Source organism: Paenibacillus sp. ACRRX, from assembly GCF_022346885.1.
Taxonomy (GTDB): domain Bacteria; phylum Bacillota; class Bacilli; order Paenibacillales; family Paenibacillaceae; genus Paenibacillus_B.
Genome location: NZ_JAKRNK010000003.1, coordinates 190860 through 215229 on the forward strand (window position 1 = coordinate 190860; position 24370 = coordinate 215229).

General features: G+C 48.8%; 19 protein-coding genes. 8 read left to right on the forward strand and 11 right to left on the reverse strand.

The features are described from left to right. Window positions 1-73 precede the first annotated feature (73 nt). The 9 genes from MH117_RS11600 to cls form a co-directional block, all read right to left on the reverse strand. Entirely contained in the window at window positions 74-2620 is a 2547-nt protein-coding gene (locus MH117_RS11600) for a glycerophosphodiester phosphodiesterase family protein (RefSeq protein ID WP_239329207.1), read from the reverse strand. Window positions 2621-3007: 387 nt separating this feature from the next. Then, window positions 3008-3844 carry an energy-coupling factor transporter transmembrane component T family protein gene (locus tag MH117_RS11605; protein ID WP_239328865.1) on the reverse strand — a complete coding sequence of 279 codons (837 nt, stop codon included), beginning with the start codon at window positions 3842-3844 and terminating at the stop codon, window positions 3008-3010. Next, window positions 3837-5549 carry an ABC transporter ATP-binding protein gene (locus MH117_RS11610; RefSeq protein ID WP_239328866.1) on the reverse strand — a complete coding sequence of 571 codons (1713 nt, stop codon included), beginning with the start codon at window positions 5547-5549 and terminating at the stop codon, window positions 3837-3839. Before MH117_RS11610 ends, MH117_RS11605 begins: the two co-directional genes overlap by 8 nt. A 37-nt stretch (window positions 5550-5586) precedes the next feature. Continuing rightward, entirely contained in the window at window positions 5587-6150 is a 564-nt protein-coding gene (locus MH117_RS11615) for an ECF-type riboflavin transporter substrate-binding protein (RefSeq protein ID WP_239328867.1), read from the reverse strand. A gap of 427 nt (window positions 6151-6577) precedes the next feature. Then, window positions 6578-7621, reverse strand: a complete 1044-nt coding sequence (gene fni / locus MH117_RS11620; protein ID WP_239328868.1) for a type 2 isopentenyl-diphosphate Delta-isomerase — start codon at window positions 7619-7621, stop codon at window positions 6578-6580. A gap of 343 nt (window positions 7622-7964) precedes the next feature. After that, the gene (gene sdaAA / locus MH117_RS11625; RefSeq protein ID WP_239328869.1) at window positions 7965-8852 is read right to left on the reverse strand and encodes an L-serine ammonia-lyase, iron-sulfur-dependent, subunit alpha; all 888 of its coding nucleotides are present in this window, start codon (window positions 8850-8852) and stop codon (window positions 7965-7967) included. Between the two features lie 140 nt (window positions 8853-8992). Beyond that, complete coding sequence (gene sdaAB, locus MH117_RS11630; RefSeq protein WP_239328870.1) at window positions 8993-9655, reverse strand: L-serine ammonia-lyase, iron-sulfur-dependent subunit beta; 663 nt, start codon at window positions 9653-9655, stop codon at window positions 8993-8995. A gap of 211 nt (window positions 9656-9866) precedes the next feature. Beyond that, on the reverse strand, window positions 9867-10715 hold the full coding sequence (locus MH117_RS11635) for an ABC transporter ATP-binding protein (protein ID WP_239328871.1): 849 nt from the start codon (window positions 10713-10715) through the stop codon (window positions 9867-9869). A 220-nt stretch (window positions 10716-10935) separates the two neighbouring features. After that, on the reverse strand, window positions 10936-12447 hold the full coding sequence (gene cls, locus MH117_RS11640; RefSeq protein ID WP_239328872.1) for a cardiolipin synthase: 1512 nt from the start codon (window positions 12445-12447) through the stop codon (window positions 10936-10938). A gap of 242 nt (window positions 12448-12689) precedes the next feature. Between cls and MH117_RS11645 the strand changes: the two genes are divergently transcribed. Genes MH117_RS11645 through MH117_RS11655 form a run of 3 tightly spaced genes read left to right on the forward strand, consistent with a single transcriptional unit; the run spans window position 12690 to window position 13949 of the window. Continuing rightward, window positions 12690-13304, forward strand: a complete 615-nt coding sequence (locus MH117_RS11645) for a TetR/AcrR family transcriptional regulator (RefSeq protein ID WP_239328873.1) — start codon at window positions 12690-12692, stop codon at window positions 13302-13304. Next, complete coding sequence (locus tag MH117_RS11650; protein WP_239328874.1) at window positions 13288-13635, forward strand: DMT family transporter; 348 nt, start codon at window positions 13288-13290, stop codon at window positions 13633-13635. The genes MH117_RS11645 and MH117_RS11650 overlap by 17 nt, the downstream gene beginning before the upstream one ends. Then, window positions 13635-13949, forward strand: a complete 315-nt coding sequence (locus tag MH117_RS11655) for a DMT family transporter (RefSeq protein WP_239328875.1) — start codon at window positions 13635-13637, stop codon at window positions 13947-13949. The genes MH117_RS11650 and MH117_RS11655 overlap by 1 nt, the downstream gene beginning before the upstream one ends. A 178-nt stretch (window positions 13950-14127) precedes the next feature. Here MH117_RS11655 and MH117_RS11660 read toward each other — a convergent pair whose 3' ends face one another. After that, entirely contained in the window at window positions 14128-14796 is a 669-nt protein-coding gene (locus MH117_RS11660; protein ID WP_239328876.1) for a TorD/DmsD family molecular chaperone, read from the reverse strand. 489 nt (window positions 14797-15285) lie between these two features. Here MH117_RS11660 and MH117_RS11665 point away from each other — a divergent pair, with 489 nt between their 5' ends. From MH117_RS11665 to MH117_RS11685, 5 genes are all read left to right on the forward strand, one after another. After that, complete coding sequence (locus tag MH117_RS11665; RefSeq protein WP_239328877.1) at window positions 15286-16233, forward strand: AraC family transcriptional regulator; 948 nt, start codon at window positions 15286-15288, stop codon at window positions 16231-16233. 82 nt (window positions 16234-16315) lie between these two features. Continuing rightward, entirely contained in the window at window positions 16316-18427 is a 2112-nt protein-coding gene (locus MH117_RS11670) for a class I mannose-6-phosphate isomerase (RefSeq protein WP_239328879.1), read from the forward strand. Between the two features lie 243 nt (window positions 18428-18670). Then, a complete protein-coding gene (locus MH117_RS11675; RefSeq protein ID WP_239328880.1) occupies window positions 18671-18910 on the forward strand; it encodes a hypothetical protein in 240 nt (79 codons plus the stop codon). 23 nt (window positions 18911-18933) lie between these two features. Next, on the forward strand, window positions 18934-19563 hold the full coding sequence (locus MH117_RS11680; RefSeq protein ID WP_239328881.1) for an ROK family protein: 630 nt from the start codon (window positions 18934-18936) through the stop codon (window positions 19561-19563). A 119-nt stretch (window positions 19564-19682) separates the two neighbouring features. Further along, window positions 19683-22190, forward strand: a complete 2508-nt coding sequence (locus MH117_RS11685) for a glycoside hydrolase family 38 N-terminal domain-containing protein (RefSeq protein WP_239328882.1) — start codon at window positions 19683-19685, stop codon at window positions 22188-22190. A 153-nt stretch (window positions 22191-22343) separates the two neighbouring features. Here MH117_RS11685 and tkt read toward each other — a convergent pair whose 3' ends face one another. Then, a complete protein-coding gene (gene tkt / locus MH117_RS11690; protein WP_239328883.1) occupies window positions 22344-24332 on the reverse strand; it encodes a transketolase in 1989 nt (662 codons plus the stop codon). Window positions 24333-24370 lie beyond the last annotated feature (38 nt).

Here is a 24370-nt window from a genome sequence, read left to right on the forward strand (position 1 = left end):
GGGCTTGTTCGCCCTACCGTTCCAATGTAACGCCCAATTAACATCGTCATGTTATCGGGAGATGAAGGTTTCGTTAAGGTGCAACCTGAACTTCCACAGGCGCACTTATGAATTGCCATGTTCCACCCGCCGCAGTACCAGTTACCGTCGCCATGACAATCGCCTTTCCTGGGCTGCTGGCCACGAGCTCGGACAGACCGGTCTTGGGATTCACCTGTTGAATCAATGAGTTGACAGGCTGCACTACAACCCACTTTACCGAGGGCGCCTCTACAACGACCTTTCTTCCGTCCCTAGTAATCCGTTCAATAACAGGTTGGAACGCATGGCCAATCTTTAGCTCCAACTGATCGGTCCGCAATTGGACGCGTACGGTATCATCCTTTAGTTGGTGCATGAGATCCGTAATAATTCCGTGAACACCAAGACTAATCAATTGTTTCATCTTGTTCAGATCATTAACCGTCCATGTCCAGAACGTAAGACCACGGCTGCCACCATATGCAGCTAATTCTGGATACATGCTCCCAAAGCTTGGCGCCGACATGGATTGAAGCGCCGTATAATATTGCTGCTGCTTCATCGCCTTATCTAATGCAGCACTTAAAGGGGGTGTCTGTGACTCTAGCAAACCTCTGCCATAAGCTGGTTCTATATCACGTGAATGACGCAAATGCTGATCATTAAAGCTTTGAATCAAGACCTGAGACTCTACGCCTTCCTCCTTAATGATCTGAATAATCTGAGCTTCCAAACCGTCTTCCTTTGGTTCAGCCAGCATGATAACAGGACGTCCCTTTAACTGCCGCAGCGCCTCACGTAATGTAGGAATACGCTCCCCCTTAAATGACGGTCCGAACCAACTTCCTGCATCCAGCTTCTTTACTTCCTGCAAAGTCATATTTCGCAGAAAACCCGTTCCATTCGTTGTACGGTGCACGGTCTCGTCGTGAAGGAGCACCAATTCACCATCTGCGGTGCGCCTGATATCGTTCTCCATCACTTCGCTGCCGAGCTGTATTGCCTTTTCATACGAAGCCAGAGTATCTTCAGGGGCAACCTGAGGCGCACCACGATGGGCGATCAGGATCGGTCGATGAAGCAGCGTGGCCTTCGGGTACACGTTCCAAGCGCCCCTAACCTTCGCAGGCTGAGAAGTAACAATCCCCCTCGCCCCAGATACCAATGCGGCGTGTATTCCTAAGTCGCTGTTATCCGTGAGCACCCAGGATGCCAGGCCTCGTACAGCCAAGTAGTGCACGTTCTCCTGCGTGGATACAGCCTGTGGCAGTACAACGATGTTCGCGCCAACTGAATGCGCATCCATGCTTATCCTGCCAAGCTGACCTTCTGTTAACAGAGAGGTTTCTGTAACGGTATAAGCGCGGCGCAGCTTCAGATCTTTTTGTCGTATGCTGTGTAGTAATTCAAGATCAGAGCTTACGAGATGGGCATCTTGGATTCCTTCCTCTTGGAGCAGCTTTCCGATTGCTTGTGCTTCATTTGTGTGAGCCGGCTCCAGCATAGGGATAAAGTTCCCTTTTAGCTTGTGCAGTACATCTGATAACAGCCCAATCCGATAGTTTCCGCTATACGCTTCGAGCTGCCCATCATTATTCTGCTTTATTTTCAGCCATACGGTAGTTGTGCCTTGGTTTGCGAGCTTCATAAGATGCTCCAGAGATTCAACCTCGGTAACTGCCAGATCGGGGGTAAATACTAGATTAGTGTTAGGCTTCATCGGCTGATAAGCCTTTGTCTTAGAAGTAATGGGGGGTAGCAACGGGGGATGCAAAGTAACCTTTACATTGTCAAAACGAACTTGGACGCCGTTCGCCTGAAATCCTAAGCGGCCATTGGCATGTTCGCCTGCACGGTCCGTATCAAGCAGCAACTCGCCGTCTACATATTGGCGCACTCGCTCGCGAGAGGCCACCACTTTCATGTGATAGGTTTTATTTATAGCAAATGACGTACTGTGCGATGTCTTCTCCCGCACGTCCCAGCTGTTCTGCGGTGTACGGTACGCGAACTCAATACCGTTTGCTGCGGTTGCACCTTGACGAAAAGCAAACTGATAATAAGGATAATGCCCTTTTTCCTGCATCGACTGTATCCGGTACATAAGAGAGGCCCAACGGCTAGGCTCAACCACACTTAGAAACGTCATATCCGTTTCAAATATCACGTTGCCGTCTCCTTCGATACCAGGCGGCAGTAAAATTCGAGCAGGGCTTACGCTCGCAAGCGAACGTCCAACTAGCGCTCCGCTGCGAACTTGAAAGTCACCTTCTATCTTCTCCCAGCCTATTGGGAGTTGACCATCGGGTATGTTGTCAAACGTCTCCTCCATGAGGGTTGAAGGAGAAGTGGTTAACACCGACTCGGACTGCTCCTCGTCAGCCCCCTCCGGACCATATGTAGTTTCCCTCACCGTAAAATGCCTATCTTGGTTTGCCGCCAAACTCACACCTGCTCCCAGCAGCCCTTGACTCGAAGCATGGGGTACATCCGCTGCCTCCGCCATGGACAGCCCACTCGCGGCATCATGAAATACGGTTAGGAGTACAGCCATCAACAACCCCAAGATCAACTTACGTCTCATGTGACACAACGTCATTTTAAACAATATTATTCCTCCTTCAACCGATTGATTAAGCAGATCCGATGCCGACGATTGCTGTATTGAGCAGCACAAATTACACCCATTCGTGCGCATTCGGAACAAACCTGCGATAACTGCAGGCCTTATATTCCCGATACACGCAAGAAGGGTGTTCTCCTCTTCTCAACCCGTCTGCGACATCACAATCAACCTTTGATCTGCCAATACATTCACGTTATCACACAAAATCAAGATTCGTATCAAATAGAGTTAAATAGGATGTAAATCAAAAAAAGACCACACCCTGTCAGGCTGAACAACAATGAGATGGCCAAAATCCTCAAATGATTTTTTGGCCTATCAGCTATCGTTCGCAAGAACAGAACATGGTCTACTTTAGGGTTAAACAGACGTAAATGGATACCAGAATGTACCGAAACCGCTAATGCGCACGGTAATTGCAGCCACCATCACGATGACACAGATCACGGCGATCCAATAATCCGCTCGCTGCCATGCCGTCGCTGAGAACCAGGTCCGACGCCGATGGCGGCCAAACCCACGCAAATCCATCGCATTGGAAACGGTCTCGATGCGATGTAAGGAGGATTGCACAAGCGGAATTGCAATCGACACAAAGTGCTTAAAGCGTTCCTTATAGGAACCTTCACCTTTGCCAAATCCCATGCCACGAGCTTGCATTGCATTAGAGATGTTACGGAATTCCGTCTGAAGATCTGGTACATATCGAAAAGCAATACTGAATGCAAAGGCAATCTTGTAGGGTACACCGATTCGGTTCAAACTGCTCGCAAACCGAGTTGGATGTGTTGTAAAGATAAACAATAATGTAATCGGCATCATCGACATGTACTTTAGGGTTAGCGTCAACACATAAAAAACCGATTCCAGTGTCAGCACGTTGTAGCCCAAATTCAAGATGACGGTCGTCGTTCCCCACACTTTACTACCATAAGCAGGTGTAATAAGTAGGGTTAACACGCAATTCATCAAGTTAAATACAATCATCAACCACAAGAAGAAACGAATTCGTTTATAAGGCAGCTTCGCTGCAATTAGCAGTCCGATCCCAAATAGGAAAAGCGGCACGAAGATACGAATATCCTGAAACAGAAAGACAAATACCGTCCAAACAGCAAACATAAACAGCTTTGCCGCGCCGTCCATACGGTGAAATAACGAGTTGCCCTCAATGTACAAAGTTCCGGACTTACTCATCGCGCTTCACCTTCTTCTCATGCTGAATAAAATGCTGAACGAACCGTTCCGGCTGCGCGACTCCCGTACTGCGGGCAAGCTTGCCAAGCGATGTCTCTTTGAGATTGGCCTGTGCAATTGCCTCGATATTCGTAAGCACCTGTGAGGTCGTTCCCTGTGCGATGCATCGCCCGTCATGAAGCACCGCGGCACGATCGGTATACTCCAGTGCCAAATGCATGTCGTGGGTAATAAATAAGAATGACGTCCCTTGGTCTGACAAGGATACGATAAAATCCATAAACTCCGTATAATGCTTGTAATCCTGCCCTGCAGTTGGTTCGTCCAGAATCATAATCTCCGGCTGCAGTGCCAAGATAGATGCGATCGTTACCCGTTTCTTCTGTCCATAACTCAATGCAGAGATTGGCCAGTTCCGATAACCGTACAATCCACATGTGCGCAGCGTCTCTTCCACGCGTGCTGTTACCGCGTCTGCAGGCATTCCTCTCATGCGCAGACCGAGACTAACTTCATCCGCTATCATCTGCTGCGTAATCATATGATTTGGATTCTGCATTACATAGCCGATATGTTGACCGCGCTTTCGTATAGACCATTCATTAATACGTTCCCCACCGTAAAGCACGTCGCCTGACGAAGGTTTAGCAATCCCAGTAAATAAGTGAGAGAGTGTAGACTTTCCAGCGCCGTTGTTGCCGAGCAAGGCCACACGTTCACCACGTCCGATATGAAGCGATACCCCTTTTATTATGTCACGTTCACCATCGTAGGAGAACTTCACGTCCTGTAAGGCTAGGATGGGTTCGGATGGGCTTTTATCGGCTGCATCCAACTCTTCTCCTAACCATATACTTAGACGTTCACGCACTTCGCCACGTAAACTTAACCGCTCCAGTGAAGAGGGATGATCTTCCTTATCCAATTCCACACCAGCATATTTGAGCGCGGCAACGTATAATGGTTCGCGCAAGCCATGGGCCTGCAGCATACTGGAGGCTAACAATTCATCCGGCGTCCCAATCGCGACAATTTCACCTTCGGCCATCACTACGATACGATCGATAGGCTGCTCGAGCACGTCTTCCACACGGTGTTCGATAATAATCATCGTCTTGTTGGACTTCTGGTGAATATCCTCCATTAGCTCGATCGCCCTTTTCCCACTGGCTGGATCCAAATTGGCAAGCGGTTCATCAAACAGCAGAACCTCTGTGTCCATGGAAATGACGCCCGCCAGGGATACACGCTGTTTCTGGCCGCCCGACAAATCATGCGGGCTCTGGTTGATAAGTGGAAGCATATCAACCACCTGCAGCGCCTGCTCCACTAGCGGGCGCATCTCGGATTGGGGCATGCATTCGTTTTCAAATGCAAAAGCAACATCTTCACCGACCGACAGGCCAATAAATTGCCCGTCCTGATCCTGCAATATCGTGCCAACTGTCTGGCTAATCTCAAATATGCTCAGATCGGCTGGACGTTTCCCCTGAAGCGTGTAGTCGCCTGTAATAGTGCCGCCATATGTAAAAGGAATGAGCCCATTGATACAATGGGCTAAAGTAGACTTGCCAGAACCACTTGGACCAGCGATTAATATTTTCTCCCCCGGATAAATATCGAGGTTGATTCCTTTAAGCGTGGGTTCAGACAAGCTGCGATATTGAAAACTAAAATCTCGAAAAGAGATAATTGGTTGGTTCATCTATTCAATAACTCCTGTCGTTGTCATGCTGTGATGCCTATTTCATTACTTTAAGGTTGGAATTGCGACGGTTCAGCTTTAACAAGCCGAGCACAGCCGGAACACCTAATACCAAATGAACAATAACGTTAGAAATCGTAGCAAAACCATATTGTGCCCACATCTTATCAGGCGCTTCTCCGTACAAGTACACGTCGAGCACACTGGACACACCAAAACCTACGGCAAGCGCTAAGCTGCCTGCTACAGCTAGCGTCACGATATGTGATGTGCTGGAGCTACCTTCATTTACATTAAAGGAACGGCTCATAGATACAAGTCCCATTCCCAGACCCGTAACGGCAGAACCCACTACCCACGTCCACCAGATCTGGCCGCCGCCCCACGTTAAGTCTGTGATGATGTGACCGATAAAGCCGCTAAGCAAACCTACCACGGGTCCGAACATGGCACCAAAAATGGTCAAAATCGCAATAGCCGGCCGCAGTGCCGTCTGGGCAATAAGAGGAATAGAAATATTACCGAGCAAGCCGTATAAAGCCGCTCCGATACCGATAGCAACCACCGTCTTGGTGCTGAAGTTGAAAACTGATTGTTTCATCCCGACAACCTTCCTTCTATAAGTAAGTATGTATCGACGCTCGCTCGTTCGGTATCGATGCATGACCAAATAACAAATGATAATTCCGAACGTTAGATTGTGATTTCAAACCTAATATAAAGGATTTTCCATTGTATGGGTACAGGTTTTATTTCCCAAAATTAAATAAATATTTACTTTTTTCACGCTTAATGGTCAAATTCAAGCGTTTTCAACACTTTTCGGCACAAAAATAATAACTCTGTTTGACCATAAAATACACCGTTAGCAAAATGCGAACTAGAATAAGCGAACAATCGCCTGAAGTGGTCATGATGACCCGACTTTACAAGTATCCGCTGCTTACAGCGTACTACTTAAGACAGAGGCATCCACAAATCTTTCAGGTTAATAAAATGTACTGCAAAGCCACTATTCCGCACAGCCATCAGCCTTTAGCTAACCTGGTCGTCCCTCGCAGCTCTAATAACGATGCTGCACCGATGCCAAACATCGCTATTTTAAGTTCCAATTCGACCTGTTCCAGCATCTCGTATACAGCTTCATCGGTTTCAACCGCAGACGCTAGCAGCGAGCGGCCATAACCGGCGAAGTTTGCACCCAAGGCTAATGCTTTGGCGGCGTCCACACCATGATTCAGTCCCCCGCTGGCAATGAGTGCCATACCTGGCAGCGCATCGCGCACTTGAATTACGCTATCTGCCGTAGGGATGCCCCAATCTGCAAACACATCGGCTGCACGGCGACGCACACCTACCTTTGAACGCAGCTTCTCCACCTGGCTCCAGGATGTGCCGCCAGCTCCGGCTACATCGATAAAGGATACGCCAGCTTCTGCAAGCAGGCAAGCTGTGTCAGCAGCTATGCCCCATCCCACTTCCTTTACACCGACTGGTACGCCTAATTGACTGCACAGCGCTTCAATCTTAGGCAGTAGACGGGAGAAGTTAACATCGCCCTCCGGCTGAAATACTTCTTGCATCGCATTTAGATGCAGGACAAGCGCATCCGCCTCTACAATGTCAACTGCACGACGGCAATGGTCAACGCTCATCCCCATGTTAAGCTGTACAGCACCTATGTTAGCCAGCAGTGGAATCGTCGGTGCCACATCACGCAATCGGAACGTCTCAGCGACCGTCTCATCTTCGACCGCCGCACGCACAGACCCCACGCCCATGGCCCAGCCCCTAGCTTCGGCTGCAGCAGCCAAGCGGCGATTGATTGCACCCGTTCCATGACTGCCCCCAGTCATCGAGCTGATCAGAAACGGGGCTGCCATCGATTTGCCAAACCACTCTGTACAGATATTAATATCATTAAAGTCAATCTCAGGCAGCGCCTGATGGACAAAACGATACTGTTCGAGGCCAGTCGTGATCCCCACGCCATTCACCTGTTCTTCTAAGCAAATGCGCACGTGCTCCGCTTTACGCTGCGCGGTCACACTTTCTTGCTGATTTCCCTGCATTATATGTAGATCCTGCTTAGACATATCAAGTTGCTGCCCCTTTCGAGGTTCTATGTTTGCTGCTTGCTTATAAAGGATTGCTGATTGTCTTGTTCGCTTTCACACACACAACCTATTTCTATCTGCTCTTGTATACTCTGCTTATTGTGTACTTTAACTTATACTAATGCGTTAGGGTGTATTATGCGCAATCCACACCTGATCTATAGTAACGAACATGGACTGTAGTTGTAAACGGAACAGGCCAAAAATTTAATAATAGATAAGAACTACTTCGACTAAAACAACAAAATAACCTTTGCCTAAGTTCAACTGAACAGGACAAAGGTTATTTTATCGTTCTTTATGGCTTTTGGGAATCTGCATCGCCAAATATCTCTTGCTTCAGCCGCTTGCCTGTAGGTGTTGCGGCAAGCCCGCCCAACGCAGTCTCCCGCAGTGCAGTCGGCATCGTCTGCCCGATGCGGAACATCGCCTCGATCACCTCGTCGCACGGGATCGTGCTCGTGATGCCAGCAAGCGACATATCTGCGGCTACCATAGCCACAGCCGCCCCCATTGCGTTGCGCTTTACGCATGGCACCTCGACAAGGCCCGCAACCGGGTCACAGACGAGGCCAAGCAAGTTCTTAAGCGCAATTGCCATACCCGTCGCGGACTGCTGCGGTGTACCGCCAGCAAGCGCCACGATCGATGCGGCGGCCATACCTGCGGCAGAGCCAACTTCGGCTTGGCAGCCACCTGCTGCGCCGCTGATCGACGCGTTATTCGCCACTACCATGCCAAAGGCGCCGGAAGTGAACAAAAAGTCGATCATCTGCTCGCGCGTCGGATTCAGCTTGTCACGAAGCGCAAATAATACGCCTGGCACAACACCAGCGGAGCCCGCAGTCGGCGTTGCGCAAATAAGACCCATAGCTGCGTTGACTTCATTGGTTGCAACTGCCTTGCTAACAGCGTCGAGAATGGTGTGTCCGCTCAAACCTTTGCCACTGGCTATATAGTGATGCATCTTGACCGCGTCTCCACCAGTCAATCCCGAATGGGACTGCACGCCGTTTAATCCGCGTTCCACAGCCTGCTCCATCACGTCCAGATTGCGGCCCATCTGCTCGCGAACCTGCTCGAGGCTGCGACCTGATACCCTTACTTCTTGCTCAATCATAATATCGGCAATTGAGCACGAACGCTCTTCAGCCAAGGCAACTAATTCAGCTACGTTACGAAACATGTAAGCGTTACCTCCTTTTTCGTTACTCCATCCGTTCACTCTAGTCCCAGAGCGTATACACAGTAATTCCGTATATACTCAGCATTCGCTGCCCTGATTACGGATCAAATTCGTTGTTAAGATCTGCATCGGAACTTGATCTAATCCTCCATGCGGAGAACTCGGCTCACACCTGGAAGCTTACGGATTTCATCTATAATCACTTCATTCATCATCTCATCCGTTTCAATGACCATTAGAGCCATCTTCCCTTTTTCCTTACGTGACACCTTCATATTGCCAATATTCACTTGTTGCTGGCTTAATATGTTCGTCACACCAGCAATGACGCCGAAACGGTCATGGTTCACAACCAGTATAGCTGGGCTCTGCCCAGACAAATTCAACTGAAACCCATTCAGCTCGCAGATCTCCACCTTGCCGCCGCCGATCGAGATTCCTACGACCTCCATCTCATCCTGGTCGTCTTTCATCAAGATACGCGCTGTGTTCGGGTGCTCTGGAACGGCCTCTTCAGTCGTAATGTTAACTTCAACGCCTGCTTCCTCTGCGTATTTCGGAGCCTCAGGCAAACGTGGATCATTGGTATCATAATCCAGCAAGCCAGCTATTAAAGCGACGTCTGTCGCATGCCCTTTAAACGTTTCGGCAAACGACCCATACAATGAAATGTGAACTTGTCGGGGCTGGCGCCCGAAGATGCTGCGAGCCAATCTGCCGATCTTCGCTGCCCCCGCCGTATGGGAGCTCGAAGGGCCAACCATAATCGGACCAATAATGTCAAAGACACTGCGGTACTTCATACCGTTCCTCCTCCATCTGAATAACCCGAGTACAGCTTATTACCCTAGTGTATGCAGATATTGTCCTCTTACCAAAGACATTTTCAAGAAAAGCGTACGTGTTAATTAACAGGTTGTCAATAAATAAACGCCTGTTTGCAGCAAAAAAAGCCATCTTGCATACCATGATGCAGGAGATGGCTTCACCGTACCAATATCACTTCATCTTTCCTTATACAGCGCCTACCAATTGTGGAGCATCACACTGCTCCAACAATTCACAATTAGCAGGGCACATCCGCCCCTTGCCACGCGGTACACACATCGGTGTGCCAAATAGCGGATCAGAGCAGATTACACATTCCATATGGAATACATCTTTTACCAGCTGCGGTGTCAAGATGCTCTCCGGCGCGCCTTGATTATAAATCCCTTTGTCACGTACAGCAATAATATGGTCCGCATAACGACAAGCCAGGTTCAAGTCATGTAGAACCATCGCAATCGTACGACCTTCCTTGCGATTCAATTCATACAACAGATCAAGGATCTCGATCTGGTGGCTCATATCCAAGTATGTAGTCGGCTCATCCAGCAAAATAATGTCCGTGTTCTGTGCCAATGTCATCGCAATCCATGCTCGCTGACGTTGTCCACCTGACAGCGCATCAACAGAACGATCTGCAAAAGGCTCCATATTAGTCACCTTAAGCGCGTAACTTACCAGCTTCTCATCCTCTTCAGACCACTGCTTCAGCCATGTCTGGTAAGGATATCGTCCCTGCTTAACCAACTGATGTACAGTTAACCCTTCCGGTGCAACGGGGCCTTGGGGCAGGATCGCCATCTTGCGAGCAACTTCCTTCGTGGCCGACTGGTGGATATCACGTCCATCCAGCAACACAGATCCTTGGTTAGGCTTCATAAGCCGAGCAAGCGAGCGGAGCAGTGTAGACTTGCCGCAGCCATTGCTTCCAATAAGCACCGTAATCTTACCTTCTGGAATTTGCACGGATAAATCTTCTATTATGTTGGTATCCCCGTAAGACAACGTTAACGACTGCGTCTGCAATACTCCCATTGTCGTTCCTCCTTGCGCTTGAACGCCACTATACTTGAATTCTATAATCAATAAGCTAAATACACATACGTAAAATCCTAATTCAGCAGCAGCGTTATTACGCTAGCCGAACTAACCGAAGATGATAATCGTTCTCAAAAATAATTATCTCTTATGATGCCACAAAGATTACCATCCGTCAATCCATACGGCCTTGATCGTTATGCAGGAGTACCCGCCGCTATAACAGCGGCGAGAACAAGCGGGCCACCGATTCCAAAAATCGTGTTGCCATACGTCTGCGTAAAAACTGTTCTTCCCGAATTCGCGTTGCCGACTGCAAGTCTCGTTCAAAGTCGCTCACCAAACGCTGAACACTCTCGGTACGCAGCAGTAACGCGTTCACTTCAAAATTCAAGTAGAAGCTGCGCATATCCATATTGGTCGTGCCGATCGTAGCCAGCTCGCCATCTACAATAATAAGTTTAGAGTGCAGGAAACCTTTTTCATATTCATATATACGTGCCCCAGCTTCGATTAATCCAGTAAAGTATGAATGAGACGCTAAAAAAGGAAGCCACTTATCAGGCTTGCTGGGAAACAGCAGCTTTACTTCGATGCCAGATAATGCAGCCACTTTGAGTGCCGTAAAAATATCTTCATCCGGTATAAAATAAGGCGTCGCAATCCATATCGATCGTTTGGCAGACGTTAGCATGGAGAAGAATACATTTTTCATCGTCTGGAATTCCTGATCGGGGCCACTGGCTATTATTTGAACCGCCCCTTGCTCCTCAACACCGGAAGAGCACGCCACGAAATACTGCGCCCCTGTAATATGCTGCTCCGTCATATGTCGCCAATCCTGAAGAAAGATTACTTGCAGCGTCTGCACCGCTTCTCCTCTTACGATCATGTGAGTGTCTCGCCAGAACCCATAGGTTTTGTTGCGGCTTAAATATTCATCACCAACGTTGAGCCCGCCAATAAAGCCGACATTGCCATCTACAATGACAATTTTACGATGATTGCGATAATTTACTTTACTTGAGAAGACACGCAGCTTCACAGGGCCAAAAGCAGCAACCTCAACCCCAGCACGACGCATCTCCTCGACAAAAGGTTTCTTCAAATATAAGCTGCCTACCGCATCGTACATAAAGCGAACTTCTACGCCTTGCCTCGCCTTTTCCATCAATATCTGCTTAATCTCGCGGCCAATCTCGTCATCTCTATAGATGTAATACTCCATATGAATATGATGACGTGCTTTTTTTAATTCTGTAATGAGTGAGGCAAACGTCTCCTCGCCATTCGTTAACACTTCCGTGTGAGAAGAAAATGTAACGGGACTTTTGCTCATACGATTCGTTAATTGCAGCATCAGACGCTGGTCTGGCGTGAATTCCGCATATCGCGGGTGTCTGGCCATTTGCTCTTTATCAAGAAAGCCGTAGCTGTGCTTATCCCGTTTTGCCTTCTGTGAATACTTTCTTCGTTTGCGATAATTTTGACCGAATAACAAATAAAAAAAGAACCCGACAACAGGTACGAGCGCAAGCATCAGTATCCATGCCACCGTGCTGGAAGGATGACGATTTTCCATAAAAATAGTAATCACCAACGTGATAACCGCCAATGTGGTCAGCAAGCTGAGTGCCCAAGCAATCGTTTTGCCAAATGTATCGTTCACATAATATCCGAGCGTAAGCAGCATGATTATAAAAATAATAACTTGAAACGTCCTTCTCATCGTGTACCCCCTCCCCGAACTAACCCATCTCCATATTACGTACCCGACAGCTGCGGGTTCGAATAAATGAGCCTCGAAGCGCTGAATATATATGTATGCTGTGCTTTCATTATGCCCAATGAACGATTTAATTGCTATACCAATATCATTTTGACGTCTTCATAATTGACACGTCCTTCATCCTGTGAAATAATAACTAACGAACGGTAGGAAGGAAATTAAAATTATTATCGGAGGTAAAAATGGTAACGGCTAATCGTATTCATCAAGTCGCTTTAGCTCACTTTGCCGAATACGGCTATGACGGGGCTTCTATGGCTAAGATCGCTGAAGAGGTTGGGATTAAGAAACCTTCTATTTATGCACATTATAAGAGCAAGGAAGATCTATTTCTGCACGTTCTTCAAGGCGTGTTTCAGGAGGAACTCGATTACGTCGGTGCTCTATTACGAAGGAATGAGCAAACTGCTCTTCACGATCAGCTCAAGCAGGTGCTCACCTTGTATAAAGAAAGCTATGCAAAGAAACCTGAATTGAAATTTATGCTGAGGATGTCATTTTTTCCGCCTGCCCCTCTCCATGAACAGGTAATGGGACAGTTATATGCGTTTCTTGATCGTCTTGAAAGTGGGCTCGTACCGCTCATGGCCCAAGGTATACGTACGCGGGAGATTGGAGCTGTGCACCCAGAACAGGCTGCGACGGCATTTATGTGCATTCTGGATGGATTGTTTGTAGAGCTGCTGTACGGAGGTCCTGAGCGCTTTGAGCGCAAGCTGGAAGCCTCCTGGGCCTTGTTTTGGAGAGGGTTAACTTGTGAGTCTAATGGGGGTATACAACGTGAACAACAACAATAAGCACTGGCTCCTTGTCGTCCTCGCTGGCGTCATTGAAGTTATTTGGGTAACGGGGCTAAAGCATTCCACCCTCTGGTGGGAATGGCTCATTACGATCATTGCAATTATAATCAGCTTTAAAGTATTGATTGATGCTGCCAAGCATCTGCCGCTCGGTACGGTGTATGCGGTATTCACAGGACTAGGTACTGCAGGTACTGTATTAACAGAGATGCTTGTGTTTGGTGAACCCGTCAAATTATTAAAATTGTTATTTATCGCCACATTAGCAGCCGGGGTTATCGGCTTGAAGCTAGTCACCACGTCACATACAAAGGAGAGTGAGGTCTAATGGCTTGGATCGCCCTTATCGTGGCTGGTCTATGTGAGGTTGCTGGTGTGCTTGCCATTAAGCGTGCGACTACGAACCCTCACTGGACCTCTTATGTATACATGGCGTTAACATTTGGCGTTAGCTTTTCCATGCTGTCATATGCTATGGAGAGCATTTCCATGGGGACCGCTTACGCCATCTGGACCGGTATCGGAACAGCAGGCAGCACTCTGCTTGGCATGTTTGTCTTTGGTGAGCAGAAGTCTGCCGTCAGAGTAGGATGTATTGCCTTAATTGTAGGTTCTGTAGTTGGATTAAAATTGATTGCCTAGTGCCTTATTTCTTAGCTATCAATAACCATCTTGCTCTTATGCGCAGCATAACCAATTCTTTCATTAAAGGATCAACAAAAAAGACGGGTTCCCTAGATAACGGGTCCCGTCTTCTTGTATGTGCATGCGTCGCTTATAAGGCGACGCACTGAGTTGTCCTTCATGCCAAGCTAGTCTGCTAGTTGGCAGCCCAAGCGGCTTCTTTCGCCAAGAAATCCTGCAACATAATGCCAACTGCGACATATACAGGATGCTTCGAATGCTGTTCCAGATCCTCCCCGAAACGAGCGGCCCAACGTTGCAAGTGCTCTCTAACAAATTCGCGTTGTCCATTCATATAACGATCATAACGCTCTGCTGTCATAACCGTGTTCAGCATCTTCTCAATGATAACGGCCATAAATTCCAATTCGATTGCGATATGATCATCGGGTTCGCCATGCATCTTCTTAAAGTACAGGCTAAAATCGGCGTAAGTCTCGCGTACTTCTTGGGCGTAGGACTTCGGCAGCATCTGTTCTGAAGCGCGGTACATGGACTCGCATGGGGTAACTGGCAATTCGCCACCCCGGCTAAACAATCGCACGTACTCGTCGCGCATCGAAGAGAATACCGCATATAACTCGCTCAGCGACATCGACTTCAACCGTTCGCACAGCAGGCGAGCCCCCTCGGATATTTCAGACAATCGAGATAGTTCCGGATGATTCTGCCAAGACACAATCACTTCAAGCGTCGGTTGTTCTCCTAGAAAATCGACCAATAGTTGATAAGCAGCTTTCCGAGTTTCCAATCTTTCAACGGCCTGTTCATTCCAGTGGGCTGGCTGTTCCGTCGTCGTTAGCATCGTCCTTCCCCTCCGTAAAGTAAATCCTTTTTTCTTCCTTGCACTTCCATTTTCCCATATGTAAAGAGGGAAAACTGTGACAATTTGCAGACATTATGACCCCGGTGTGACATTGCTGTGAATCCCAGATCAACTTTAGATTATACTGTTCTCAAAGTGATAAAAGTTCACCACTAAAATGATATAAATACAAGCTGCAACCTCTCTACAGGTTGCTTCATTCGGATCATAACTATTCCAGATCGTCCAGTCCAGAAATAGTCCCTGTCCATCTTGTTGCCGTTAAACCATTAGATCACCCGAAAACAATATAGTCTAATCTGACAAATTACCATACAAGTTGCCTATTACAAGTTACATATTATAAGACTGAATGCTTCCAATTTTACACTTCAGGTACAATCGCTTTCACGCAGGAAGATAATAACGATACAATAGAAGCTGCGTTCATCCATGTGTACAGCAAGCAGCTGAAAGGCAGGCGTTAATATGAATACCCAGACCGTCTCCGCTTTTAAACGAGCCAATACGATCTTGAACCGAGCCACTGTGCAGCTATCCGGACCCGGCATTCGGTTAAAAGTACTTTACTGGGGTTTTATGCCAGAGCATTATGACAATACACCACACCGCCATTCCTTCTTTGAAGCCTGTTATGTCATGGAGGGACAAGGTATATATATGGAAGACGATCGAGAATATGAATTACTGGCAGGTACAGTGTTTCTGTCTCGACCGGGAAAATGGCATCAGATACGGAGCAAAAATGGCATGGCACTCTGTTATGCAGCATTTGAGCTAATTGAGGAAGGAAGCACCCCCTCCTATATTCAAGCCTATCACCATTTAGCTGAAAAGGGGGTGCCCGTCTTGCAGGATGCTGCCGCGAGTCCGACAGCCAATCTGTGGTCAACTATTGTCTCTATGTTCAAGGAGACGTCATCATTCCCTGCACTGGCTGTGCACCATACCGCATTAACACTTCTAATTTCACTGCTACCGCTCCATGGCGGCGGTCAGGATACGTTAAGCGAGACAACCCAAGTAAAAAATGAGGGAAATCCTCTTTTTCGCCAAGCCAAGCTATTTATAGATGACAATATAAGTGAAAACTTAACACTTCAACTGGTCGCACAACATTTGCACATTTCATCTCGACATTTAACACGCCTGTTTGCACAGGAGATGAATCAGACCTTTGTCCATTATATACAAGAACGGCGCGTGCAGCTGGCCGCAGAGATGCTGCTGCAGGAGGAACTAGAGATCAAAGACATCGCCTCCCGCTGCGGATTTGAATCCGTGCACTATTTTACCCGAGTATTTTCACGCAAGCTCGGTGTGGCACCTGCCCGTTTTCGTCGTGCCCAGTTCACGGAAGGGAGATCAGGCTCTCAGCACTTTCCAGCACCGCCATCAACCCCCACCTCAACATAAAGAGGTCCTGATCGTACAAAAGGCATACTTGTTTGTGTAAATACGCCTCTGTATCCGCTGTTTACAATAAGAGCATAACAACATGCGCTTGGCGGAAATGGAGGCGTTCACCGTGCCAGCAGCCTATCAAGGACAGTTACCAACACGTCCCTTTCAGACCTATCCCTTTAACATCGTACACCTAAGTCAGTATAATTCGGCATGCCAACAAGGCGAAAATGAGACTAATGCCACCTTTCATTCCGGTCATAACTCGAAATGCATAACTGTAGGCTATCAGGAATGGGCCGAATCTGTCGTTCAATCCTTTAATACTGAATCCGTCATCCAAGCGACAACTGCATACAACCATCACAGCACCACTACGCAGTCAGAGAGCAATGACAACCGCTCAAGCCGCTGTAGACTCATTATGGATGGTACTCATGGAGCTGATTTTGATGCGGCTCTAAATGCCTTGTATGAGGTTAGCACGCATCGTGGCATTTCCGTGGTTACTTTCTGTACGTACGACTATATGAAGAGCTCGAGTCAACTGAAGCGTCAATTCAAGCGATATCTGACAGACAACCGCGCATTTGGATATATGGCTGCAGACGTCTCAGTCCATGATTATTTTCGTGATACGGCCCGAAACGAATGGCAGTCCGATGTAGATGCCAAATTACAAACCCACAACACATGTGCACTAGATTCTGCTAAGTGTACGGGACTAGCTGCCCCAGAACATCAGGCCGATAATGCAGACCCAAATACACTGCTTGTTATTTACGGCCCAGGCGCACTTTGGCTGCAGGCAGAATCTTGTACCGCGACAGCGGCCAGCTTAACCTGCTATTTGGATTTATCCCGAGAGAATCAGCAACTGCTGCATAAGCAAGGCATGGGCAGTCTTGGTATAGACGGTTCAGTAGACTCTGTCACTACCTACAAGGAAGCACTTTTTCTGGAGTGGCCAGTATGGGAGCGATACCGCAAAGAGCATCTTGCTGCATTTCATACTTATGTAGATATGAATGATTGCACAGCCCCTGTTGCTGTCCCTACTCCTATGCTAATGGCAATGCTGCACGAGGCTGCACGGCAGCCATTTAGAGTGAAGCCGTTTTTTGCCTCCGGTATATGGGGCGGGCAATATTTAAAAGAGCTGTGCAGTCTACCAAAGGAGTGGCCAAACTGTGCATGGAGTTTTGAGCCGATTGCACCGGAAAACACACTCCTGCTTAGGTATGGCGACTATACAATTGAAGTACCGTTTACAATTATGCTGCAAGCAGAAGCTTTGGCTGTATTGGGACCACGAAATGTAGAATTGTTCGGTGATTATTTCCCGATTCGCTTTAACTATTTGGATACCATTGACGGTGATCGCTTGTCCTTACAAGTTCACCCGAAGCAGCCTTACGTGGAGTCTGAATTTAACGAGACTATGACACAGCAAGAATCCTACTACATGATGGAACAGAAGCCCGACTCCACACCAAAGGTTATACTTGGCCTGCAAGATGGTGTCACAGGTCAACAACTGCTGAAGGCAGTAGATGAAGCGCATGCCACTCAGGTACCGCTGGGACTGGAAGATTACGTAAATGAGTGGGCAGCCACAAAAGGGGATCTGTTCCTGATTCCGCCTGGCGCTGTGCACAGCTCGGGCCGGGATAATCTGGTGTTGGAGATTTCATCAACGACGTGGTGGTTCACGTTTAAGATATATGATTATTTGCGGTTGGACAAGGATGGTCTGCCACGGCCGATTAACCGGGAACATGCTGCTTGTAATATCGACGATAGCATTAATACGACGATGGCACGCCAAGAGCTGATTGCTAAGCCTGTCGTACATCGCACACAAGGGGCCAATGTAGAAGAGCTGCTCGCTGAACGCGACGATTTGCTGTTTCAGGTGCGGCGGCTGAAGCTCGCCGATACATGGAACGACGACACAGAGGATGCATTTGTGATGCTAAATCTCGTTGAAGGCGAACGTGTCCGCTTGATACCGGAAGCGGATGCATCGAAGACTGTGGAGTGGGGTTATGCCGAGGCTTATATCGTGCCAGCCAGTGTTGGACGTTATCGTTTGGAAAATGCAGGTGAGGCGCCATGTACACTCATCCGTGCGCAAGTGGCTCCAAGTTGGCGCACGCCGCTGCTTCCTCACGGCTGGCACCATGGCCATGAGGTAAGGGAATGACCGCGTCTTTGCATCAAGCCTCGCCTGTGCGTACAGTCACGTTGGCTCTTGATGCTGGAGGCACAACACTTAAGGCAGCATTGCTCGAAGAAGGCCGCTTGCTGCCTCATTTGCGAATCGTACAGCCATCCCGTTCAGAGCGGGAAACACATGTAATAATAGCAAGTCTTGCCAACGCATGCATCGAACTACTGGGGTCGTATGAGGCGACACGTCATACCTCACGCGCCAGCTCTACACACGATGAGGCTAACGTTGCAGCTGCCGAGCGGGCTCCAATTAGCGCACGCCAGAAAGCCCCTAGCCGAACAAGCGACAGTGCTTCCGCTAGACCATGCAGACCTTACGATCAAACCAAAGCTTGTAGCATCATCCGCGAAGCCCCGTTACGGCCCGCGGCGCCAAGCTATAAGGTACGTATCGGCTTTGCCTTTCCTGGGCCGTTCGATTACGAGAACGGCGTCGCCTTGCTGCAAGGCGTAAGCAAGTATGAGCGCCTATACGGAATGAACGTCGGCGAGCTGCTGCAACGCGAACTTCGACGGCGCGCTTCTCTGCGAGCTGCACCAGCGTGGATGCGGAGGCTGGCTGAAGCGGACATCCGCTTCGCGAACGATGCCTCGCTGTTCGCGCTTGGCGTGAGCCGCCTATACCCGTCCGAGCGGCTTATCTGCCTGACGCTTGGCACGGGGATAGGCTCTGGATTTGTCGACCACGGCAAGCTGGTGGCCGGCCGCGACGGAGTGCCGCCAAGCGGCATGCTGTATGCAGAGCGCTACCGCAATGCCGCGGTTGACGAGCAGTTCGGCCGACGCGGCATAATCGCGCTCGCCGACATGTACGGCGCACGCCATGCGCAGCAGGACGTGCATGAGCTTGCATCAGCAGCCCGCATCGGCGACAAGCGGGCTGCCGATGCTTGGGCCGAGTACGGATTCCACCTCGGCCGCATGCTTGCGCCGTATGCGGCGCGCTTTAAGCCAAACCGCCTCATACTGGGCGGGCAGATTGCCAAGAGCTGCGACCTGTGGCTTCCATATCTGGAAGTCAGCCTTGGCAATCAGGGTACTGTCGTTACGCATCAAGGTGACCTGATGGAGCATGTTTTTGAGGGTATAGAGCTCCTATTCCCATAACCGGACTTTTAGTCGCAAGCTTAATTCTAAATGGGGACGATTTTGATTCCTAGACCGCACGCTACTGTACACTACAGCACAAAGCTGAACTAACCCTAAATGAAAAGGAGTGCATCACCATGGACTTAATACAGCAAATTAAACAAACATCTATCCAGCAACCATCACGCCCTTGGACGATATATGCTATTCATCATTCTCATACTGATATCGGGTATACCGAACGCCAAGAAAAGATCGAACAATATCATGTCGACTTTATTCGTCAAGCACTTCGTGTGGTTACCTCTGCCCACGATGGAAGCAAGCCAGAGTGGAAAGGTTTCCGTTGGACTTGCGAAACATTCTGGGCCGTCGAACGCTTCCTAGAAGAAGCATCACCCGCAGAACAGCAAAGCTTTGCTGATGCTGTATTACGGGGAGACATTGAGCTCTCCGGCACTTATTTGAACATGACGGAACTGCCTGATTATGACTTATTGCAGCGCATACACAGCAAGGCCCAAGCATATGCCGCATCCATCGGGCACACGATTGATAGTGCCATGACAGCCGATATCAACGGATATAGCTGGGGCTACGCACAGAGTCTGCTGGATAATGGGATCCAGCACTTATTCTCCTGTATTCATACGCATCACGGCATGTATGCGCTTGGCCGTAAGCAGCAGCCGTTCTGGTGGGAAACCGCTGCAGGCAATAAGCTGCTCGTATGGAATGGCGAGCATTACATGTTTGGTAATGAGCTTGGCCTTTGCCCGGATGCGCTTGGCAAATACATGATTCAAGATGAATTCCAGCATCAGCTCTATGAAAATAAAGACACGCACGACCAATTGGCCCGTATCCGCCTTAACCGTTACGTGTGTCAGCTTGAGGCCGAACAATATCCTTTCTCCTTCGTGCCTGTGATGTTGTCAGGACTGGCGACGGATAATGGTGCCCCTAACTCTGCGATAGCGGACTGGATCTCGGAATGGAATACACAATTCGGTGATTCAATTCGCATCGAAATGACAACGTTATCTGCCTTCTTCGCTCGCTTGAAGCAGGAGAACTTAACCCAATTGCCAGTGCATCGCGGAGACTGGCCCGATTGGTGGTCGGATGGCGTCAGCTCTACTGCCATGCACACACAAATATACCGTGATGCGCAAAGAACACTGCGCAAAGTTAAACGTCTAGACCCTGACCGTGCAGCTGTTACCGATCAAGAAATCGGAGCAGCGGAGCAGGCACTTATCATGTACGCCGAACATACCTGGGGCTATCACTCGTCCATCTATGAACCTTGGCATCCAAATGTCCAACTGCTAGAAGTCCGCAAGCAGACCAACGCCGCTGAGGCCAGTCGATTAGCATACCGTGCGTTGGACAAGGCTCTGTTGGCCCAAGGGACGTCAACACTGTACCCCAATCGTCCTTACCGCTATCGTGTCGTGAATTTGGCGGATACTACAGCAAGAGATATGATCACGTTGTCACTGGATGGCTGGGAACCTGCTCATTTCCCGCACGGTCTGGAGGTTGTATGTGAGGAAACTGGCAAGGTATTGCCGCATCAAGCCCCTCACCAACAGTCCATTATAGTGGACATTGAGCTGCAGGCAAAAGGAGAATGCACGCTAGCTTTGCGAGCAAGGCAGGACAGCAGCAAGCCCGTTGGATCAATGACGTCCAATACTCGTTTAATGGGCAGTGATCGAGTCTACGACATGGAGGATATGTTCCCGAAAGTGACGGCAGCAGATGCAGCGCTGCCTATCCATGTGACACAGCATGGTGTGGAATCTCCCTATATACACATAAAGTGGCAAGAAGGCACAGGCATTATGTCTTGGTACAACAAAGAGACAGAGCAAGAAATGCTGCGATCTGACCGGAACTACAATGCCTTTACGCCCATTTACGAGGTGACACCACCCGACAACGAAGTGGACCCCTCACAAGTCTGGGCAGTCCGGAGTCAAATGGGACGCAACCGCAAAGGTATAAAAGTGAAGCGGTCAGTCGGACAATTAGTCCGCATACGCACCTTGGAGAACGGACCTCTTTACGCAACGGTTGAGCTACTGTACAAGGTAGAGGGTATGAGCTATTATGCGTTGTTCCTTAAAGTACATGCGTGTTCCAATCGTGTGGATGTCTCCATAAGACTGCACAAAGATAGCGTATGGAATCCGGAGAACGTCTATGTGGCGCTCCCATTCACGAGCGGTAACGCAGCTGAAGACACCGTGTATGCTGACAAGGCAGGCGTACTTGTACGTCCATGGATCGATCAGCTGCCAGGCACTTGTCTTGACTACTCGTGCATTCAAGAGGGTATCGCTTGGCAGGATGCATCCAACACACTGCTGCTGGGAACACCCGATACACCTCTCATACAATGGGGATCGTTGGAGTATGGTCGCCGGCTCGTCCATTCCCAACAGCCTGCAAATGCGAAGCCGGAAACTTATGCATGGCTGATGACCAACTACTGGGAAACAAACTTTAAGGCTACGCTCGGCGGATTCTATGAATTCCGCTACCTGGTATCTTCAAGGATCGGCTTAGAGACGTCTAATATCAAGCCGATGCTTGATTCCTTAACGAGCGGAATTCTCGTATCACGCGTCCATTAAGGCAGCCCTGCTGCTAAACAAATAGACCGCCCTTCTTACCTGCTAGAGATAAGAAGAGCGGTCTGTCTTTTATTTAAGAATTAAGCATGAATTACAGAATCATGATCATCACAATTCTATAAACCTGAAGTCTGATGATCAGGCAAATTCAGCTTATTTTTTTAATAAGCGAACGATTTTCTCTTTTACGTTGTCTGCTGTAAAACCGTATTGCGGAAGCAATACGGACGCAGGGGCTGATGCTCCAAACGTATCGATTCCAAGCACATCGCCATCCAGCCCAACGTACTTGTGCCAGCCAAAGGTTGCACCCATTTCAATAGCAAGACGAGCTCTGCAGTTATTAGGCAGCACAGACTCTTTATATTCCGCAGATTGTGCATCAAACAGTTCTTGAGAAGGCATGCTGACTACACGTACATCGATGCCTTCGATGATCAACGCGTCTTTTGCTTGCATCGCCAAGTTCACTTCGGACCCCGAAGCAATCAAAATAGCGTCAAGACGTTTGGATTCTGCTCCAATAACATAGGCACCGCGGCTTACCAGCTCCAAGCTGGACGTCTCCATCACTTCTAATGGCTGACGTGTCAATACGATTGAAGTAGGCGTACTCTTAGACTCCATCGCCAGCTTCCAAGCCCCTTGTGTCTCGCGAGCATCTGCAGGGCGAACCACGTTCATATTCGGAAGGGCACGCAAACCAGCCAACTGCTCGATCGGCTCGTGTGTAGGGCCGTCTTCGCCAACCGCAATACTATCATGTGTAAGTACGTAAGTCACTGGCACACTCATCAATGAAGATAAGCGCATAGCCGCTTTTAAATAATCGCTGAACACGAAGAATGTGCTTCCAAATACACGCAAGCCTTTGTGAACCGCCATACCATTCAGCATCGCACCCATCGCGAACTCACGCACGCCGTATTGCACGTTGCGGTTGCCTGGTTCTGCTGGTGTCAGCAATCCTTCCCCTTTAATCGTGGTCATATTGGAATGAGCCAAATCAGCGGAGCCACCAAGGAAGTAATTCACTTTAGACGCAATTGCGTTAATCGCATCATGGCTCGAGTTACGAGTCGCTTGTTGATAACCTGCTTCATGTGCAGGAAGGCTGTCAAAAGCATCCGCTGGAAGCTCGGACTGGATTGCCATCTGCAATTCGCTGTACAGCTCAGGATAAGCCGCTTGGTACTGTTCCATCATCGTTGTCCAAGCTGCCATTGCTGCTTGTCCACGTGCTGCCACTTGGTCTGCATAATGTGCGTACACGTCTTGTGGTACTGCAAAAGGCTCTTCTGTCCAATTATAAGCAGCCTTGGTTAACGCCGCTTCTTCAGCACCCAGCGGAGCTCCGTGCACAGCATTCGTACCTGCCTTGTTTGGAGCGCCAAAGCCGATTACCGTCTTCACTTCGATCAACGTTGGACGTGTCGTGTCGCGCTTAGCTTCTTCAATAGCTGCATGCAGCGCATCGATGTCGTTGCCGTTCTCAACGAGGATCGTCTGCCAACCGTATGCTTCGTACCGTTGACGTGTCTGTTCGGAGTACGCTTCAGACAAATCGCCATCCAAGCAAATATCATTGGAATCATACAGCATAATGAGCTTGCCCAATTGCTGATGCCCTGCGAAAGAGCTCGCTTCCGCTGATACCCCTTCCATCAAGTCGCCATCTCCGCAAATAACATAGGTGTAGTGATCCACGATCGACAGTTGATCACGGTTGTACTTCGCTGCAAGATGCTGTTCAGCAAGTGCCATACCAATTGCCATTGCTACACCTTGGCCAAGCGGGCCTGTAGTAGCATCTACACCAGCCGTATGACCGAATTCAGGATGGCCTGGTGTCTTGGAGCCGTCTTGGCGGAACGCCTTGAGATCATCAATGGAAAGATCAAAGCCTGAAAGGTGAAGCAGTGAATACAAGAGCATAGAACCATGTCCTGCGGACAACACAAAGCGATCGCGGTTAAACCATTCTGGCGCCTGCGGATTCACTTGCAAATGCTTTGTCCACAACGTATATGCCATCGGCGCTGCACCCATAACGATACCCGGATGGCCCGATTTGGATTTCTCTATAGCATCAATTCCTAATGTACGGATGCTGTGAATAGCTTGTTCTTGGATTGTACTCATAAAGTCGATTTCCCCCAATTTCTAACTTCACTCATTTG